Annotated in this window: 15 protein-coding genes and 2 pseudogenes; 10 read left to right on the top strand and 7 right to left on the bottom strand. The window is 65.1% G+C overall.

What is annotated here, in order from left to right; translation table 11 throughout:
* Positions 1-92 precede the first annotated feature (92 nt).
* The gene (locus ASG39_RS11685; RefSeq protein ID WP_062595166.1) at positions 93-329 is read left to right on the top strand and encodes an Lrp/AsnC ligand binding domain-containing protein; all 237 of its coding nucleotides are present in this window, start codon (positions 93-95) and stop codon (positions 327-329) included.
* A gap of 110 nt (positions 330-439) precedes the next feature.
* On the opposite strand, the gene pdeM is transcribed toward ASG39_RS11685, so the two are convergent.
* The gene (pdeM, locus tag ASG39_RS11680; protein ID WP_062595165.1) at positions 440-1,168 is read right to left on the bottom strand and encodes a ligase-associated DNA damage response endonuclease PdeM; all 729 of its coding nucleotides are present in this window, start codon (positions 1,166-1,168) and stop codon (positions 440-442) included.
* Between the two features lie 95 nt (positions 1,169-1,263).
* A pseudogene (locus ASG39_RS11675) lies at positions 1,264-3,792 on the bottom strand (ligase-associated DNA damage response DEXH box helicase); the annotation flags it as partial.
* 159 nt (positions 3,793-3,951) lie between these two features.
* Here ASG39_RS11675 and ASG39_RS11670 point away from each other — a divergent pair.
* Both ASG39_RS11670 and ASG39_RS11665 read left to right on the top strand, forming a co-directional pair.
* Complete coding sequence (locus ASG39_RS11670) at positions 3,952-4,173, top strand: hypothetical protein (protein ID WP_062595164.1); 222 nt, start codon at positions 3,952-3,954, stop codon at positions 4,171-4,173.
* A 73-nt stretch (positions 4,174-4,246) separates the two neighbouring features.
* Positions 4,247-4,558, top strand: a complete 312-nt coding sequence (locus tag ASG39_RS11665) for an Rmf/CrpP family protein (protein WP_062595163.1) — start codon at positions 4,247-4,249, stop codon at positions 4,556-4,558.
* A 42-nt stretch (positions 4,559-4,600) separates the two neighbouring features.
* Here the strand turns inward: ASG39_RS11665 and ASG39_RS11660 are convergent, their stop codons facing one another.
* Together ASG39_RS11660 and ASG39_RS11655 are read right to left on the bottom strand one after the other, a co-directional pair.
* A complete protein-coding gene (locus ASG39_RS11660) occupies positions 4,601-5,233 on the bottom strand; it encodes a YitT family protein (protein ID WP_062595162.1) in 633 nt (210 codons plus the stop codon).
* Positions 5,234-5,434: 201 nt separating this feature from the next.
* Positions 5,435-6,406, bottom strand: coding sequence for a methyltransferase domain-containing protein (locus ASG39_RS11655; protein WP_062595161.1), 972 nt, complete (start codon positions 6,404-6,406; stop codon positions 5,435-5,437).
* A 203-nt stretch (positions 6,407-6,609) separates the two neighbouring features.
* Here ASG39_RS11655 and ASG39_RS11650 point away from each other — a divergent pair, with 203 nt between their 5' ends.
* The 3 genes from ASG39_RS11650 to ASG39_RS11640 are packed head-to-tail and all read left to right on the top strand — an operon-like array spanning position 6,610 to position 8,795.
* The gene (locus tag ASG39_RS11650) at positions 6,610-6,876 is read left to right on the top strand and encodes a DUF6460 domain-containing protein (RefSeq protein WP_062595160.1); all 267 of its coding nucleotides are present in this window, start codon (positions 6,610-6,612) and stop codon (positions 6,874-6,876) included.
* A gap of 2 nt (positions 6,877-6,878) precedes the next feature.
* Entirely contained in the window at positions 6,879-7,385 is a 507-nt protein-coding gene (locus tag ASG39_RS11645; protein ID WP_062595159.1) for a CAP domain-containing protein, read from the top strand.
* A 42-nt stretch (positions 7,386-7,427) separates the two neighbouring features.
* Positions 7,428-8,795: an MATE family efflux transporter gene (locus ASG39_RS11640; RefSeq protein WP_156468132.1), complete on the top strand. Its 1,368-nt coding sequence runs from the start codon at positions 7,428-7,430 to the stop codon at positions 8,793-8,795.
* Here ASG39_RS11640 and ASG39_RS11635 read toward each other — a convergent pair.
* Together ASG39_RS11635 and ASG39_RS11630 are read right to left on the bottom strand one after the other, a co-directional pair.
* Positions 8,774-9,859, bottom strand: a complete 1,086-nt coding sequence (locus ASG39_RS11635) for a quinone-dependent dihydroorotate dehydrogenase (RefSeq protein WP_062595157.1) — start codon at positions 9,857-9,859, stop codon at positions 8,774-8,776. The two genes, ASG39_RS11640 and ASG39_RS11635, sit on opposite strands and share 22 nt — an antisense overlap.
* Positions 9,856-10,203 (bottom strand): DUF952 domain-containing protein, encoded by a 348-nt coding sequence (locus ASG39_RS11630; protein ID WP_062595156.1) that lies wholly within the window; start codon positions 10,201-10,203, stop codon positions 9,856-9,858. Before ASG39_RS11630 ends, ASG39_RS11635 begins: the two co-directional genes overlap by 4 nt.
* A gap of 290 nt (positions 10,204-10,493) precedes the next feature.
* On the opposite strand from ASG39_RS11630, the gene ASG39_RS11625 reads away from it, so the two are divergent.
* Positions 10,494-10,973 carry a hypothetical protein gene (locus tag ASG39_RS11625; RefSeq protein WP_062595155.1) on the top strand — a complete coding sequence of 160 codons (480 nt, stop codon included), beginning with the start codon at positions 10,494-10,496 and terminating at the stop codon, positions 10,971-10,973.
* Between the two features lie 115 nt (positions 10,974-11,088).
* Positions 11,089-11,736, top strand: coding sequence for a response regulator transcription factor (locus ASG39_RS11620; protein WP_082477186.1), 648 nt, complete (start codon positions 11,089-11,091; stop codon positions 11,734-11,736).
* A gap of 43 nt (positions 11,737-11,779) precedes the next feature.
* Here the strand turns inward: ASG39_RS11620 and ASG39_RS11615 are convergent, their stop codons facing one another.
* Positions 11,780-15,286, bottom strand: a complete 3,507-nt coding sequence (locus ASG39_RS11615; RefSeq protein ID WP_062595566.1) for a PAS domain-containing hybrid sensor histidine kinase/response regulator — start codon at positions 15,284-15,286, stop codon at positions 11,780-11,782.
* A gap of 211 nt (positions 15,287-15,497) precedes the next feature.
* Here ASG39_RS11615 and mscL point away from each other — a divergent pair, with 211 nt between their 5' ends.
* On the top strand, positions 15,498-15,935 hold the full coding sequence (gene mscL / locus ASG39_RS11610) for a large conductance mechanosensitive channel protein MscL (RefSeq protein ID WP_062595154.1): 438 nt from the start codon (positions 15,498-15,500) through the stop codon (positions 15,933-15,935).
* A 185-nt stretch (positions 15,936-16,120) separates the two neighbouring features.
* A pseudogene (locus tag ASG39_RS11605) lies at positions 16,121-17,272 on the top strand (pyridoxal phosphate-dependent aminotransferase); the annotation flags it as partial.
* Between the last annotated feature and the right edge of the window lie 4 nt (positions 17,273-17,276).

Genomic DNA, 17,276 nt, shown 5'->3' with positions numbered 1-17,276 from the left:
TCCTGCGGGCCGGATGCTTCAGGCATGAGGCACGGTTCCATAGGCCGCGATTCTGCCCTATGTCGTCCGAAACATCTCAAGGACCAGCCACCATGAAGCCGATCTTCGTTCAGCTGCAATGCGCCCCCGGCAAGACCTACGAGGTCGCCGACGCGATCTACCGCAAGGAAATCGTCTCGGAAATGTACTCCACATCCGGCGACTACGATTTGATCATCAAGGTCTATATCGAGGAGGGCCAGGACATCGGCAAATTCATCAACGACAACATCGCCACCGTCCCCGGCATCACCCGCTCGCTGACGACGCTGACGTTCAATGCCTTCTAGGTTCGTAAACGGCGGAAGCCCCTCTGCCGCACATCCCTTCGCCCCGCCTGGCGGGGAAAAGGTCGCGGCAACGGGATGAGAGGCGTCCGCGCCCGCTGCCTTCGCCGAACTTACCCCCGCAAATTCGCAAACCGCACCGAATAGATCCGGTCGCGGCCGAGCATATGCGCGGTCAGTCTCGTCTGGTCGAACAGGCCGCAGATATTGGGGTGGGCGAGGTCCATGCCGCCGGTGGTGACGCCGAAGGCGGGCATGACGAGGCGGGTGCCGTCGGTGGCGAAACAGGCGCGGCGCACGGATTTCTCGCGGCGGCGGACGATGGCGGCGGGGTGAAGATGTCCGGCGATCTCGCCCGGCACCGCATCGGGGCTCGGCTCGTGCCGGAAGGTGAGCCCACCCAGCCGCAGCTCGTCGAGGGATGCGCCCGGCAGGGTCGCGGCACCGTCCGGATCGTGGTTGCCGTTGATCCAGATCCATTCCCGACCGCGCGCCATGTCCACGATCATCTGGCGAAACATTTCCGGCATCAGTGCCGAGCCGACGCGATCGTGAAAATTGTCGCCGAGGCTGATCACGGTCTTCGGATTGTGGCGCGCGATGATCGCCTGCAGGATCCTGAGTGTCGAGAGCGTGTCATAGGGCGGCAGCATCATGCCGCGCCGGGCGAAGGCCGAGCCTTTTTCCAGGTGCAGGTCGGAAACGACGAGCACGTCGTCGTCGGGCAGGTGCAGGCCGCCGAGCGGATCGCAGACGGCGGCAACGCCGTTGATGGCGATGCGCTCGGACAGGGCAGGATAGGCATCGGCCGCGGTGCGGCCGGCATGGTAAAGGCGGTGCATCAGTGCGTCGTTCCCACCGGTCAAGATCCCGGCTTGTCAGAGTCGTCCGAAAGAGCCGGCATGCCGAGCCCCCGCGAGAGGCCCTGGATATCGGCATGTTCGCCCATCGCCTCGGAGATCAGCTCGTCTGCGGCTTCCGCCAGCAGCGCATCCGGTGCCTGGCCCGGCACGGATTCCCGGCCGATTTCCAGCATGATCGGAACGGCGAGCGGGGAGACCTTTTCGAGCGGCCTGTGAACGATGTGGCTCTTGATTCGCACCAGCATATCGCCAAGCCGCCCGATATCCAAAAGCCCTGTTGCCGCATCGTTGCGGGTCGCTTCCAAAAGAATGTGATCCGGCTCGTGGCTGCGCAGCACGTCGTAGATCAGGTCGCTGGATACGGTCACCTGCCGGCCGGTCTTCTCCTTGCCGGGGTGGCGGGGTTCGATCAGCCCGGCGATGATGGCGCAGTTGCGGAACGTGCGCTTCAGCAGATAGCTCTCGTCCAGCCAGGCCTCCAGGTCGTCGCCCAGCATGTCCTCGTCGAACAGGTCGGCAAGCGACGGATGACCCGCCTGAAACGCCTGCGTCATATCCTCCATGCCCCAGATCGCCAGCGAATAATCCGTCGCGACGAAGCCCATCGGGTTCAGCCCCGCCCGGTCGAGCCGGCGCGTCAGCAGCATGCCGAGCGTCTGGTGCGCGAGCCGTCCCTCGAAGGCATAGGCGACCATGAAGTAGCGGTTGCCATAGGGGAAGGTCTCGATCAGCAGCTCGTCCTCGCGCGGCAGCATGGAGAGGTCGCGCTGGATCGCCAGCCAGTCGCGCACCTGCTCCGGCAGGTCGGCATGGGCTTCGGGGTCGGCGAGCATCCGGCGAACCTGGGCCGCGAGATAGGTCGAGAGCGGGAATTTGCCGCCGGCATAGGAGGGGATCTTGGGGTCGAGCTTGTAGCCCTGCGTCACAAGGCACTCGTTTTCATGAATGCCCTCGAAGCGGATGACCTTGCCGCCGAACAGAAACGTGTCGCCGGGCGAGAGCATCTCCAGGAAGAATTCCTCGACCTTGCCGAGCGACAGGCCGCCGCGTCCCAGGCGCGCCTTGCTCGCCATCTTGCCGACCAGCCGCACGTTCAGCATCGGCGATTCGATGATGGTGCCGATGTTCAGCCGGTATTGCTGCGCGACCTTGCCGTTCGAGACCCGCCACAGCCCGTCCTCCGTCTTGCGAATGCGGGCATAGCGCTCATAGGTGCGCAGCGCATAGCCGCCGGTCGCCACGAAATCGATGATGCGCTCGAAGGTTTCCCATGGGAGTTCGGCATAGGGCGAGGCGCTGGTGATCTCGTCATAGAGTTCGAGCGGATCGAACGGCGCGGCGCAGGCCATGCCGAGCACATGCTGGGCCAGCACATCGAGCGCTCCCTGGCCGACCGGCGGCGTGTCCTGCGCGCCCAGATAATTGGCGTCGAGCGCCGCCTGGCACTCCATCACCTCGAAACGATTGGCCGGCACGAGGATCGCCTGGCTCGGCTCGTCCATGCGGTGGTTGGAGCGGCCGATCCGCTGGGCGAGGCGGCTCGCCCCCTTCGGCGCGCCCACATGGATGACGAGATCGACATCGCCCCAGTCGATGCCGAGATCGAGCGTCGAGGTGGCGACCACGGCGCGCAGGCGGTTCTCCGCCATGGCCGCCTCCACCTTGCGCCGCTGACCGACATCGAGCGAGCCGTGGTGCAGGGCGATCGGCAGGTTGTCGTCGTTGATGGTCCAGAGCGCCTGGAAAAGACGCTCCGCCTGATTGCGCGTGTTGACGAAGAGGAGGGCGGTGCGGTGCCGCTTGATCGCCTCGTAGACCTCCGGCATGGCATAGCTCGCCGTATGCCCGGACCACGGCACGCGCACCTCGCTTGCGAGGATGGAGATGTCGGGTTTCGCTCCGCCCGCAACGGTGATCAGACCCGCGGCCGCCTGCTCATCGGGGGATTGCGCCACGAGCCAGCGCTGGAGGTCCATCGGGTCGGCCACCGTTGCAGACAGGCCGATCGTCTTCAGCGCCGGGGCAAGCCGTCTCAGCCGCGCGAGACCGAGCGCCAGAAGATGGCCGCGCTTGGAGGTCACCAGCGAATGCAGCTCGTCGAAGATGACATATTCGAGGTTCTTGAAGAACCGCTCGGCCTCGCCATTGGCGATCAGGAGCGCCAGCTGCTCGGGCGTCGTCAGGAGGATATCCGGCGGATCGAGCTTCTGGCGCTGGCGCTTGGATTGAGGCGTATCGCCGGTCCGGTTCTCGACCCGGATCGGCAGGCCCATCTCGCCCACGGGCGTCATCAGGTTGCGCTCGATATCGACGGCCAGCGCCTTCAGCGGTGAAATATAGAGCGTGTGGATGCCGTGAAACCCGGAGCCGGGTGGGATGCGGCCGCGTTCGGTGAGCGACACGAGCGAGGGCAGAAAGCCCGCAAGCGTCTTGCCGGCCCCGGTCGGCGCGATCAGCAGCATGCTCTCGCCACCGCGCATCCGCGCGAGCAGATCGAGCTGATGCGCACGGGGCTGCCATCCCTTGCGCGAGAACCAGCGCAGGAACGGTTCGGGCAGGGCAAAGGCCGGCGATGCGGACTGGACGGACGGGATCTGTTTCACGGGTACGAATGTAGAACGCAGGCACCGCTCTTTCCAGACAGGCGTTCAGCTTTGCATGGGAAAGGGACGGTCCGAAACCGTTCAAGGAACCATCGAATTCACCGCTCGTTTCTCTTGGTCGCCAGAAAACTGGTGGGGAGACGTGGAGAGGACGGCATCATGGACCAGAGAGACAAGACACCGACCGACGACAAGATCCTTCAGGAGCCGGCGGAAGGCGACCGCGCCACGATCGATCGCGAACTGGCGCGCAAGGATGGCGGCAATGCGGCGCATCACGATGGCGAGACGGATCCTGAAAAGGACGCCGACATTCATGAGACGGTGCGCAAGGCCATGGACGAAGCGGCGCCGCAGACAGGCGTTCGGCCCGGTCCTTGAAATGCAGAAACATATTTCACGAATATATGATAGAAGAGGGCAACCTGAACATTAACCGAAAAGGAGAGAGCCGATGACATTCGTTGTGTCAGGCAGTGTGCCGGAATCGCGCGCAGACGCGACCCTCCCGCGGATCGACGAAAAGCGGGCGCCGCCCGTTCTGGCGACCTTGCGCAGGATCGAGGCGAAACTGAAGGAAGGCCTGCCGAAGCCGGACGATACGGCAGACGTCGAGCCGACGCTGACGCCGGACGATGCGGCCCGTCTGCGATGCGAGGGGCGCAATGCGGCATTTGCTGGGCTGTCGGCGCGCTCATGCCCCTATGCCACGTCCAGCCGCGCAAAGCGCGAGGCCTGGCTGGAGGGCTACCACACGTCGAAATGAAGCCGTACGGCGTTTCCCGCCGGCTTCGATCCTCATGGCATCTTACAAGGCGATGTAGCGGTCGGCCCGGTGATTGATCGTGAGGAACAGATTGAGCGCGACGGCGCCAAGCACGGAGTAGAACACCACCGAGGGCAGGGTGACGAAAAAGGCAGCGGTGAGGACGCAGAGATCGATGGCAAGCTGGACCAGCCCGGCGCGGATGCCGAAACGTTCCTGCAGGTAGATCCCGAGAATGCCGACGCCGCCGAGACTGGCGCGGTGGCGATAAAGCGCCAGCAGCCCGTAGCCGAGCAGGAGCCCGCCGAGGAGGGCGGCCCAGGCCGGATGAATGCTTGAAATCACGAAGAAGCGCGACTGCATGTCGGCGATGACCGACGTCAGGCCGATGGCGATGAAGGTCTTGATGGTGAAGGCCCAGCCCAGCCGCTTGAGCGAGAGATAGAAGAACGGCAGGTTGAGCAGGAAGAAGGCGACACCGAAGTTCACGTCCAGCGCATAATGCAACAGGAAGGCGATGCCTGCCGTGCTGCCTGTCAGAAGCCCGGCGCTGGCGAGGATGTAAAGCCCGAGCGCCGAGATCAGGCTGCCGGTAAATACCCCCTGCACATCCTCGATCGGCGTATGGCGTGCTGCATTGGTATTCCAGAACCCGAGGGCGGAAATCAAGGACATGGCATTCGCTCCGAAAAGGCATTGAGGTCGATGTCGACAGGCTTTGTGCCTGATCCGGGGTCAGAAATGCTTGTCGTTTCGACGGGACAGCCACTGTGCTCCGTGTCCTGGAAACACCGATATCATCGGCCTTTCCAAAGACTTTGCAAGGCAAATACGTAAGGGATACTGACCTATCTCAACTTCGCAACAAAGCGTCGTTCAGAGGCCCCTGCGCGAAAGAAACAGGATGCCGGCGACATCTTGCGCGCCATCTTTGCGAATGACGGCGCGCGCCATGTCCAGCACCTCCAGGCCGGCAGTCCGGCAGAGGTTGCGGACGTAGCCTTCGGAATGGGCGTAGCGGAGCGAGGGACGCAGCACGAAGCCCTCGGACGCACCACCGGGTACGACCTCCGGCACGGATGCCTCCGCATCCTCGACGGAGAAGGCAAAAAGCCCGTCTGCCTTCAAAAGAGCCGGCACGATGGCAAAGACCGCCAGGAGATCGCCGAGATACATCAGCACGTCGGCAGCGACAGCCAGATCCGCGCGACCTTCCGGGAAGTCCGGGGTGACCAGACCGGAGGTGTCGAGAGGCCGGGAAAGGTCGGCGTCTCCGAGATGGTCGTAGAGATGTTTCTCCGCCGCCTTGGCCAGCATGTTGGAGGAGAGGTCGTAACCCTCCAGCATGCCCACGCGATGCCGGATTTCCGCACCGAACAGGCCGGTGCCGCAGCCAAGATCGATCGCTCGCTCCAGCGTCGCGCCGCCTGTGAAGCGCTCGACCATGGCGGCCAGCCGGCCGGGAACCGTATAGTCCAGCCGCTCGACGAGGGCGGCATCGAACCGGTCGGCATAGTCGTCGAAAAGCCTTGCCACATAGGCGCTTGGGGCCTGTCCGGGCACCGCGTCGGCACCCAGCACGGCGCGTTTCAGGCGGGCGCCGAACATGTCCTCCGGATTGAGCTCGAGAACGCGGGCGAGCGAGGAGGCCGCCGCCTCGCGCTCTCCGGCCTTCTCCTCGTGTTCGGCAAGCCGGAACCAGCCGGCGGCCCAGTCGGGCACCCGCTCCAGCGCCTGGCGCATGAGATCGGCGGCCTCCGCATGGTCGCCGCTTGCCGCCAGCATTTGGGCATATTCGGCGCGCCGGTCGGCGAGAAGATCGCCGGAGGACAATTGATGCGGGTTCATGGGCGGGCTCCAGCGCGAGAGGGCGCGCGATCACATAGGCTCTCGCCGAAAGACTGAAAAGCGATTTCGCGTCCTGGCGCGCAGACGCCGCGATTCCGCCCACAATGCTTGCGACAGGAGGCCTTGGCCGCTACATGCGGATGAAGGCCGTGAGCACGGCGCTGGAACATGTCGCGCGAGACCGCCCGAGGAGACGCTTGAGTATGGCTGATGGATTGAACAGGTTTCTCGGCGATTCGCCCGGTCGGGTGATCGTGAAGCTCTTGGTCCTGTCGCTGGTCGTCGGCTTCGTGATGACCGTGTTCGGCTGGACGCCCTATGGCATCTTCCGCAGCATCCGCGATTTCTTCCTCGAGCTCTGGTATACCGGCTTCGATGCGCTGGGCGATGTCGGCGAGTATCTGCTGATCGGCGCGGCGGTGGTCATTCCAATCTTCATCGTGCTTCGGCTCCTGAGTTTCCGTCGATAGAGATGCCGTTTCCCTCACCGCAGAACCGCCGCACGTTTCTGACGGCCGCGAGCCTCCTCGCGCTTGGCGGGCTCGCCGGCTGCAATACGACCTCCGTGCTCTCACCGCCCGGCGACGGCAGCGACGAAACCGAAGCGACGCTCGGCCTCATCAATAGTCTGCGCAAGGCGCGCGGGTTGAGCCCCCTGTCGCGTGACCCGGCAGCCGCAAGTGCCGCCCTTTCGCAGGCCGGGCGCATGGCGAAAGCCGGCAAGATGGCTCATCTGATCGGCATCACCGACAGTTTTGGCGCACGCATGAAAAGCCAGTCGGTCAGCCTGCCCGCGGCCGAGAATATCGCGGTCGGTCAGGCGGACGCGCAGAAGGCTTATCTTGCCTGGCTGAACTCGCCGAAACATCTCGAAAACATGCTCGGACCCGGCTATTCAGGTCTGGGCGTTGCCGTCATGCGCAATCCCGCCTCCGGCAACCGGCCCTATTGGGCCATGGTGCTCTCCTCCGGCACCTGAGCGGCCGGAGATGTCGCTGCGTGACGTCGGGAGAGGATGGACATGCAGGCAGAAATTCCCGGGCATGACGGTGTGGCCATCGGCGAAGCCGCAGGCCCGTTCCGGGTCACCCACCGGCTCATTCTCTCCATCGCCGTTCCCATGACGCTCGGCTTTCTCACGACGCCGCTCCTCGGTCTCGTCGATACCGCCGTCGTCGGGCGCCTCGGCGATGCGACGCTGCTGGCGGGGCTCGCGGTCGGGGCCGTCGTCTTCGACCTCATCTTCGTCACCTTCAACTTCCTGCGGTCGGCAACCACGGGACTGGTGGCGCAGGCTTTCGGGCGCGGCGACCGGCGGGAGGAGCAGACCGTCTTCTGGCGCTCGATGATCATCGCGCTCACGGCGGGTTTCGCGACCATCGCCCTGTCGCCGCTTCTTCTCTGGGCGGGGCTGGCCTTGCTCGACCCCGGCCAGGCGGTGGCCGATGTCACGCGGACGTACTTCCTCTGGCGCATCCTCGCCGCCCCGGCATCGCTCGCCAATTACGCCATCCTCGGCTACGTCCTCGGGCGCGGGCAGGCGACGCTCGGCCTTCTGCTGCAGACGCTGATCAATGGCGTCAACATCGTGCTGTCGATCACGCTCGGGCTTTATGTCGGCTGGGGCGTGGCCGGCGTCGCCATCGCGACGCTGACCGGCGAAGGGGTCGGCGCCCTCGTCGGCTTTGCGATCGTCGTGTCCCGCTTCGACCCGATGGCGAAGCCCACCTGGCGCGCGATCGCCGAGCGCAGCGGGCTGACACGCCTCTTCGCGCTGAACCGCGATATCATGATTCGGTCCTTCGTCCTCCTTGCCGTCTTTCTGGTGATCACGCGGGTCGGCACGTCCTTCGGGCCGGTGACCCTTGCGGCCAATGCCGTGCTGATGACGATCTTCCTCGTCGCCGGCTACTACCTCGACGGCCTGGCCAATGCGGCCGAACAGTTGACCGGTCGCGCCATCGGTGCGGGCTATCGCCCTGCCTTCGACCGCGCCTTGAAGATGACGGCGCTCTGGTCCTTCGCGCTCGCCGCGCTGACGACGCTCGCCTTCTTCGTGTTCGGAGACGACATCGTCGATCTCCTGACCACGGCGCCCGACGTGCGCAGCGTCGCCCATGCCTATACGCCGTGGGCGGCCCTGACCGCGATGACGGGCGCGCTCGCCTTTCTCATGGATGGCGTCTTCATCGGCGCGACGTGGTCGCGCGACATGCGCAACATGATGCTGGCCGCCTTCGTGATCTATATCGCAGCGCTCCTCGCCTTCGTGCCGGTCTTCGGCAATCACGGCCTTTGGGCGGCGCTGAACCTGTTCCTGCTCTGCCGCGGCCTGCTGCTCTTGTCGCGCGTGCCCCGGCGGTCGGCTCAGACCTTCGCGGCCCAGTAGGCGGTGCGCGAATTCCGGATGTCGCGGATCGAGCTCAGGCCCTCGCGGTCGCAGAGGCGCGAGAGGCCGCTCACGATACGGCTCGGCAGCCCGGGCCCCTCGAAGATCATGCCGGAATAGAGTTGGACCAGATCGGCCCCCGCCCGGATCTTCTCGGCCGCCGTCTCGGCCGAATGGATGCCGCCGACACCGATGATCGGCAGATCGGGACCGACGCGCTGGCGCATTTTCGCCAGAACCACCGTGGAGGCATCGAACAGCGGCTTGCCGGAAAGACCGCCGGCCTCCGCCGCCTGTCGCGTGTCGGTCAACCCGGCTCGCGAGAGCGTCGTGTTGGAGACGATCAGCCCGTCGAGCGGGTGGGCCAGCGCTTCCGCGGCGATATCGTCCAGACCCTCCTCGCTGAGATCGGGCGCGATCTTCAGGAACACCGGCAGCTTGCGTTTCAGCTTGCGCGCCTCGATGTCGCGCGCCTCCAGCACCGCCGTCAGCAGAGCGGACAGGCTGCCGCGGGCCTGCAGGTCGCGCAGGCCGGGTGTGTTGGGCGAGGAGATATTGGCGGTAAAATACCGGGCGACCGGCGCAAAGCAGCGAATGCCGAGCACATAGTCGTTCACCCGGTCGGTGCTGTCCTTGTTGGCGCCGATGTTCACGCCGATCAGCGGATCGGCCCGGCAGGCTTTCAGGCGATCGAGAGCCGCGGCATGCCCCTCATTGTTGAAGCCCAGCCGGTTAATGACGGCCTCGTCGCGGACCAGCCGGAAGATGCGCGGCCGGTCGTTGCCCGCCTGCGGGCGGGGGGTGACGGTGCCGATCTCGGTAAAGCCGAAGCCGAGGCGCAGAAGCGATTCCGGCACCTCGGCGTTCTTGTCGTATCCGGCGGCCATGCCCAGCGGATTGGGAAAGCGGATGCCGGCGACCGACTGGTGCAGCCGTGCATCCGCGGGTGCCGCATGCGACGGCACGAGGCCCGAGCGCAGGGCCTTGATGGAAAGCCCATGCGCCATTTCCGGATCGGTGAGAAACAGTGCGCGCCGCGCGAGGGCTTCGAGATGCGCTTTCATGCTTCGAGCTCCGGAAAGAGGTGGCGGCCATCCGGCGACAGCGGCAAAGCCTGCTCGAACAGGACGGCGGTCATGGGAAGCGGACCGTAGAGATGCGGAAACAGCGCGCCGCCGCGGGAGGTCTCGTAGACCAGCGCTTCGCCCAGCCTGTCTCCGTCGATGCCGACCAGCAGCAGGTCGTCCTGTCCGGCAAAGTGCCGCCGTGCGGTCTCCGCGACCTGGTCCGCCGTCGAGAAGTGGATGAAGCCGTCGGCAAGATCGACCGGCGCGCCTTCGAACGTTCCGGCAGCCTGTGCGTTTCGCCACAGAGACGTTGGTACGATTTTGTAGATGATGCCGGACATGGTGCTTGCTCCTCGTCGCTCTGATACACTGCAACGCTGGGCGGAGAGATGATCCGCAACATGCGTGCAGCGCTTCGGGTCCCGTCCTTGGGGCCGGTCTCGGGTCGCAAGGCTCTCGTCGATGGACCGACCGGCGCTGCGACGAGACGGGCCCGGGAACCGGTCGCCTCCGATGTCGTGGACTTGCCGCAAAGCGCCGTAAAAGTCCACCACTCGTGCGACACGCGTCTCACATGACGTGTCCGAACGCCAACCGCGCCCGACGATGACCGATCAAGGAGCCTGCCGCCATGTCCAACCCCGTACCCATCCGTCGCCTTACGCCGCAGGGTCTGCCGCTTGCCGTCGTCGCACTTTTGATCGGCGTTACCCCGGCCCTGTCGCAGGCGCCGGCGCCCGGTCGCTACAGCATGCAGAAGACCGATACCGGCATCGCGCGACTGGACACGCAGACGGGCGAGGTCACGCTCTGCCAGGAAAAAGCCGGCGATCTCGTCTGCCGGATGGCCGCCGACGAGCGGACGGCCTACGATCTGGAGCTCGATCTGCTCGAAAAGCGCGTCGAAACGCTGGAAAAAGCCGTGAAGGATGCGCCGGAAGGCTTCTCGCCGCGGCTCCCGACGCAGGAAGAGATTGACCAGACCATGGGCATTATGGATAGAATGTTGCGCAGCTTCATGGGGATCGCCCGGGACTTCGGACGCGAATGGCAGGGTGAGGAGAAAACCCCGCCGGCGCCTGACCCTGACGGCGACCTGCGAAAGACGTGATCCGGGCGACTGCCGGAACGGCAAGGACGGCCGGAAGGTTTGCGGGAAAGACGAGACATGACGCCGGCTGACGGGTTGGAGGACCTGACGGCCGGTCGCTCGAGGAGGGAGCATCATGGCACAGGGTATGACCATCATCGTTGCGGACGACCATCCGCTCTTTCGCGGGGCGATGCGGCAGGCGCTGGCGGCCATGCCGGGGGCGCCGGATATCGTGGAAGCCGGCGACTTCGGTGCCGTGCGCGTTGCGGCGGCACTGCATCCCGATGCCGATCTCCTGATGCTCGATCTCACCATGCCCGGCGTCAGCGGCTTTTCCGGCCTGATGGTCCTTCGGACCGAGTTTCCCTCGCTGCCGATCCTGATCGTCTCCGCCCATGACGAGCCGGCCACCATCACCCGCGCGATTGATCTCGGCGCCTGCGGCTTCCTGTCGAAATCGGCCGGAATCGAGGATATCCGCGGCGCGATCGATACGGTGATCGCCGGCAATCTCTATACGCCGGCGGGTTTCCGGCGCGGCATGAGTCATGAGCCCGACGTGGCCGACCTCATCCAGCGGCTGAACACGCTGACACCGCAGCAGTCGCGCGTTCTCGCCATGCTGGCCGAGGGCCTGCTCAACAAGCAGATCGCCTATGAGCTCGGCGTCTCCGAGGCGACCATCAAGGCGCACGTCTCGGCGATTCTCCTGAAGCTCAATGTCGACAGCCGCACGCAGGCGGTCATCCAGCTCGGCAAGGTCATGGCCGTCGCGGCGTGATCTCACGCCGCCGCCGCGTGAGGATCACGCCACCGCAACCTGATCATTCGGCTGCCGCCTTCGGCATGGCCGCCGAGCGGGTCAGCCAGGCCCGCAGCGCTGCCGGCCGCACCGGCTTGTTCTGAAGCGCGATGCCGTCGCGCTCCGCGGCGGCCCGAACCTCGACCGATCGATCCGCCGTGATCAAAAGCGCCGGCACGTCGCGGCCACAGGCTGCGCGGATGTCGCGGATCGCATCGATCCCCGTGGTGTGATCGAGATGGTAATCGGCGATGATGGTATCCGGCATGTCGCGGATCTTGGCCGACAGCCAGAGTTCGGCCGAGGCCGCCGTCATCACGCGGCATCCCCAATTCTCCAGAAGGCTGCGCATGCCTTCGAGAATCCGCGGCTCATTGTCGATGCAGAGAACGGCGAGCCCGTTCATCGGCATTGCAGGTCCGGCATTGGCGATATCCCCCACGGAAGCAGGCTTCGCAAGCGCCCCCGCCTCGATCGGCAGCGTGACCCGAAACCGGGTGCCCTTGCCCGGTCGCGACTGAAGATCGACGGCATGGTGCAGGACGCGCGAGATCCGGTCGACGATCGAGAGGCCCAGCCCGAGCCCGGAGGCCGTTCGCGCACCTTCCTCCAGCCGCGCGAATTCCTTGAAGACGGTGCGGAATTTCGAGGCGGGAATGCCGATACCGGAATCGATCACCTCGATCACGGCCTCCGCCCCCCGGCGCCTGACCCCCACGAGCACGCGCCCATGCGGCGTGTATTTCACCGCATTCGACACGAGGTTCTGCACCAGGCGTCTGAGCAGGTTCGGATCGGTGCGGACATGGAGCGAGGTCGGCATGACGGTCAGCTTCAGGCCGCTCGCCTTGGCGACGGGCGCAAAATCGGTCTCGATGCGCCGCAGGAAATCGTCGAGCGGAACGGTCTGCAGTCGTGCCTTCATGGCGCCTGTGTCCAGCCGGGAGATATCGAGCACTGCGCCGAGAATGGCCTCGACGGACTCGAGCGAGGAATCGATGTTCTGGACCAGAAGCCGGTTTTCGGATGCCCCCAGACGCTCGACCAGGGATGAGGAATAGAGCCGCGCCGCATTCAGCGGCTGCAGGATGTCATGGCCGGCCGCGGCGAAGAAGCGTGTCTTCCCGTTGTTGGCCTCCTCGGCCGCGGCGCGCGCCTCCGCCACCTCGCGGTTGACCCGCGTCAGTTCGGCCGTGCGCTCGGCCACGCGGGCCTCCAGCGTCTCGTTGGCCTGCAGCAGCGCGATATCGGCCGCCACCCGCTGGGTGATGTCGGTATAGGTCGTGACCAGGCCCTTGTCCGGCATGGCATTGCTGCGCACCTCGATGATTCGCTCGCCGCCCGACAGCACCAGCTGGAACGGCTTGTCGAGGGCGAGGAAGCTCGTGAGCAAGGCCGGTTCGCCGTCGCGCACCCGGTCGCCGCGCTGCGTCAGGATCGCGACGATCTCCGACAGGGGAAAGCCGACCTGCCCGGACGCCTCGGGCAGATCGAGCAATTGCCGGAAACGGCGGTTCCAGATGATCAGATGGTTGGAACTGTCGAAGACGGCGATGCCCTGGTCCATCTGCGACAAGGCGGTCTGCAGCATATCCTGATTGTATTGCAGCGCTTCGCTGGCCTGATCGAGCAGGATGGCCGTATCCGGCGAGGTATCATCGAGCCGCTGCAGCACCAGCGACAGCACGAGCCGCGCCGAAGACGAGCCAATGGCGCTGCCGAGGATCTGTTCGGAGAAATGGATGAGCGCCATGTCGGCCGGCTGCCCGTCCTCGAGCCGTCGTCCGCTTTTCTTCGCATAGGTCTCGAACGACCGTTGCATTCGCTCTTCGCCGAGATAGCGGGCGATGGTGCTCTTCAGGTCGAGCACGGTAATCTTGGTCTTGCGGCCACGAAAGGCGCGCTCCGTGCGCGATGCCCGGCGGATGAACAGCCCGGCCTGCAGCCGTTCCAGCGGTTTTGGCGCGCGCGACAGGGAGAAGACCACATAGGCTATGGTGTTGAACAGGAGGCTGAGCGCCGTTGCATTCACGAGGGGATCGGCGGTCTCGGCCGTGAACATGTTGGCAAAGGGAAACAGGAAGCCGAGAATGGTCGCCGCCACCTGCGAATTGTCGGGGCCGCCGAGGCTCGGCAGGAACAGCAGATAGGCCCAGACGAAGAAACCGATGGTCATGCCGGCGATGGCGCCGCGCGCATTCGCCTGCCGCCAGACGAGCCCCCCGAACATGGCCGGCGCCATCTGGGCGATCGCGGCAAAGGACAAGAGCCCGAGCGATGCGAGCCCTGCGGTGATGTCGGCCGCCCGATAATAGCCGTAGCCGAGCAGCAGCACCGCGAAGATCGCCATGCGGCGAACGTTCAGAAGCGTGGCGCCGACATCCTTGGAGCGGCCTCGACCCGTCAGGTTTCGCCGCAGGAAGATCGGCATGACGATGTCGTTCGACAGCATGATCGACAGGGCGACGGAGGCGACGATGACCATGGCGGTCGCAGCCGAGAAGCCGCCGATGAAGGCGACGAGAGTGAGGATCGGCAGGTCGTGCGACAGCGGCAGCGTCAGGAGATAGAGATCCGCGACGCCGTTTCCCTGAAATGTCAGCATGCCGGCGATTGCGACCGGCAGCACGAAGAGATTGATGCCGATGAGATAGAGCGGAAAGAGAATGCCCGCCGTCCGCAGTTCGCCGGCCGTGCGATTTTCCACCACCGTCACATGAAACTGGCGCGGCAGCAGGATGATGGAAACGGCCGAGAGAACGGTCAGCACGATCCAGCGCGCCATGGGCGTCTGGTAGGTCAGGGCGTCCATGACGGCGCTGTTGTCCCGGGCGCGGGTCAGCATGTCGGTCGGGCCGTCGAACAGGAAGAAGACGACGTAGAGCCCGACGGTGACGAGCGCCACGAGCTTGACGACCGATTCCATGGCGATGGCGAGGATCAGCCCGTCCTGATGCTCGGTCGCATCCGTGTGGCGGGTGCCGAACACGATGGCGAAGCAGGCGAGAAACAGCGTGACCAGCAGGGGAAGATCGATGAAGGCCGCTCCGCCGTCGAGCCCATAGGGCCGGGTATCGACCAGCACGGCCATCGAACTCGACACGGCCTTGAGCTGCAAAGCGATGTAGGGAATGGCCCCCACCAGCGAAATCAGCGCCACGATGCCGGCAACCGTCGGGTTCTTGCCGTAACGTGCCGCGATGAAATCGGCCACCGATGTGAGCTTCTGCGATTTGGCGAGCGTCGTGATGCGGCGGATGATCGGCAGTCCCAGCGTGAACATGAGGATCGGGCCGATATAGATTCCGGTAAACTCCAGCCCGCGTTCTGCGGCAAGGCCGACGCCGCCGAAATAGGTCCAGCTGGTGCAGTAGATCGCGAGGCTGAACGCATAGACGACGGGGCGGCCACGCGCAGCCACGCCGCTCGACGCCGCCTTGCGCGCCGCCCGGTCGCCATAGCTGGCAACGGCGAAAAGCAGCAGCAGGTAGGTGAAAGCGGCCGCAAACACGACCGTGCCGGATAGCATGGTTTCCTCCTCCACCCTGCGCTCGATCCGGATCATAGGTGAAAGACGCGACCAAGAGAATTGCCTTGGGTTTGGTCTTAAGTCGAAGCCGCCCCTGCATGAGAAAGCGCCGGATCACGAAAGCGTATCGTTGCGGCTTTCCTTTCTACCGAAAGGCGATAGGTTCCAGTCGGGGATCGGCGCGTCTGGCGCACGTCAAAGGAGAGTTGGGATGTTGAACGAGTTCAAGCAATTTATCGCCCGCGGCAATGTGATGGATCTGGCCGTCGGTGTGATCATCGGTGCCGCCTTCAGCAAGATCGTCGATTCCGTCGTGAACGATCTCGTCATGCCGGTCGTCGGCGCGCTGACGGGCGGCGGCTTCGATTTCTCCAACTACTTCTTCGTGCTCAGTGGCAACGTGACAGCCACGACGCTCGCCCAGGCCCGCGAGCAGGGCGCCATCTTCGCCTATGGCAATTTCATCACCGTCTTCATCAACTTCCTCATCCTCGCCTGGATCATCTTCATGATGATCAAGGGCGTGAACAAGCTGCGGGCATCCGTCGAGCGCGACAAGCGCGAGGGCAAGGAAGAAGAGGCTCCGCCGCCGGCAGACGTTCAGCTGCTGACCGAAATCCGCGATCTGCTGCGCGCACCGCGCGTCTGAGGCGACACATCACGAAAATCGATCGGACGGCCAGCGATTATCGCGTGATCATCCGGTCGAAAGGCGTTAGGAGGTCGGTGTCGCCAACCGGACCCTAGCCAGCCATGTCGTCATCCTCGTCGCAGTCCCCATCTGACACCTCCGCATCGACAGGCCCAGCATCATCTGGCCCCATGGCCGGCTCCATGCCTGGCCTCAGCGCCCGCGCGCTTGCCGCGCCGCAGAGCGGCATCGTCGAGGTCGTGAACTATGCGCGGGGTCGCGAAGGGCTCATTCCGCTCTGGGTGGGCGAGGGCGACCTGCCGACGCCGGATTTCATTTCGCGGGCGGCGCGGGACTCCCTGACGGCGGGCGAGACCTTCTACACCTGGCAGCGCGGCATTCCGCAGCTTCGCCAGGCGATCGTCCGCTATTACGACCGGCATTTCCACAAGACGCTCGGCATCGACAACGTCTTCGTCACCGGCTCCGGCATGCAGTCGATCAAGCTGTCGGTCGAAGCGGTGGCGTCCCCGGGCGACGAACTTCTCTTCCTCACGCCGGCCTGGCCGAACTTCGCGGCCTCCGCGGAGCTTTCGGGCGCGCGCGCCGTGGGCGTGCCCCTGTCGTTTACGGATGGAAAATGGCAGCTCGATCTCGACCGGATCGCGGCGGCGATCACCCCGCGGACCAAGGCGATCTTCGTCAACACGCCGTCGAACCCGACCGGCTGGACGGCGACGCAGTCCGATCTCGTCGCCCTTCTCGATCTCGCCCGCCGCCATGGGCTCTGGATCATCGCCGACGAAATCTATGCGCTCTATTTCTACGCCGATGCGCGCGCGCCGTCCTTCCTCGACGTCATGGAGGATGAGGACCGGATCATTTTCGTCAACTCCTTTTCCAAGAACTGGTCGATGACCGGCTGGCGGGCGGGCTGGATCGTTGCCCCGGCCGAAATCGGGCAAGCGCTCGAGAATCTCATCCAGTACTCGACCTCGGGCGTGGCACCGTTCATTCAGGCCGGCGCCTGTGCGGCGCTCGACCATGGCGATGAATTCGCCCGCCAGAACGTCGTCAAGGCGACCATGTCGCGCGATATCCTCTGCGACGCGCTGATTGCGACGAACCGGGTCGAGACGCTGCGCCCTGATGGCGCCATCTACGCCTTCCTGAAGATCGACGGCATCACCGACGTGCGCGCGGCAGCGCTCGACATCGTCGATCGGACGCTGGTCGGTCTTGCGCCCGGCACGGCGTTCGGACAGGGCGGTGCGGGCTTCATGCGGGCCTGCTTCCTGCGCGACCCGCTCCACATCCGCACGGCGGCGGACCGGCTGGCGAGTTACATCGCGGCCCTGC

This window comes from Rhizobium sp. Leaf371 (assembly GCF_001424045.1).
Classification (GTDB): domain Bacteria; phylum Pseudomonadota; class Alphaproteobacteria; order Rhizobiales; family Rhizobiaceae; genus Ferranicluibacter.
Note: the sequence above shows the minus strand (reverse complement) of the source record. Positions and strands in the feature narration are given on the sequence as shown.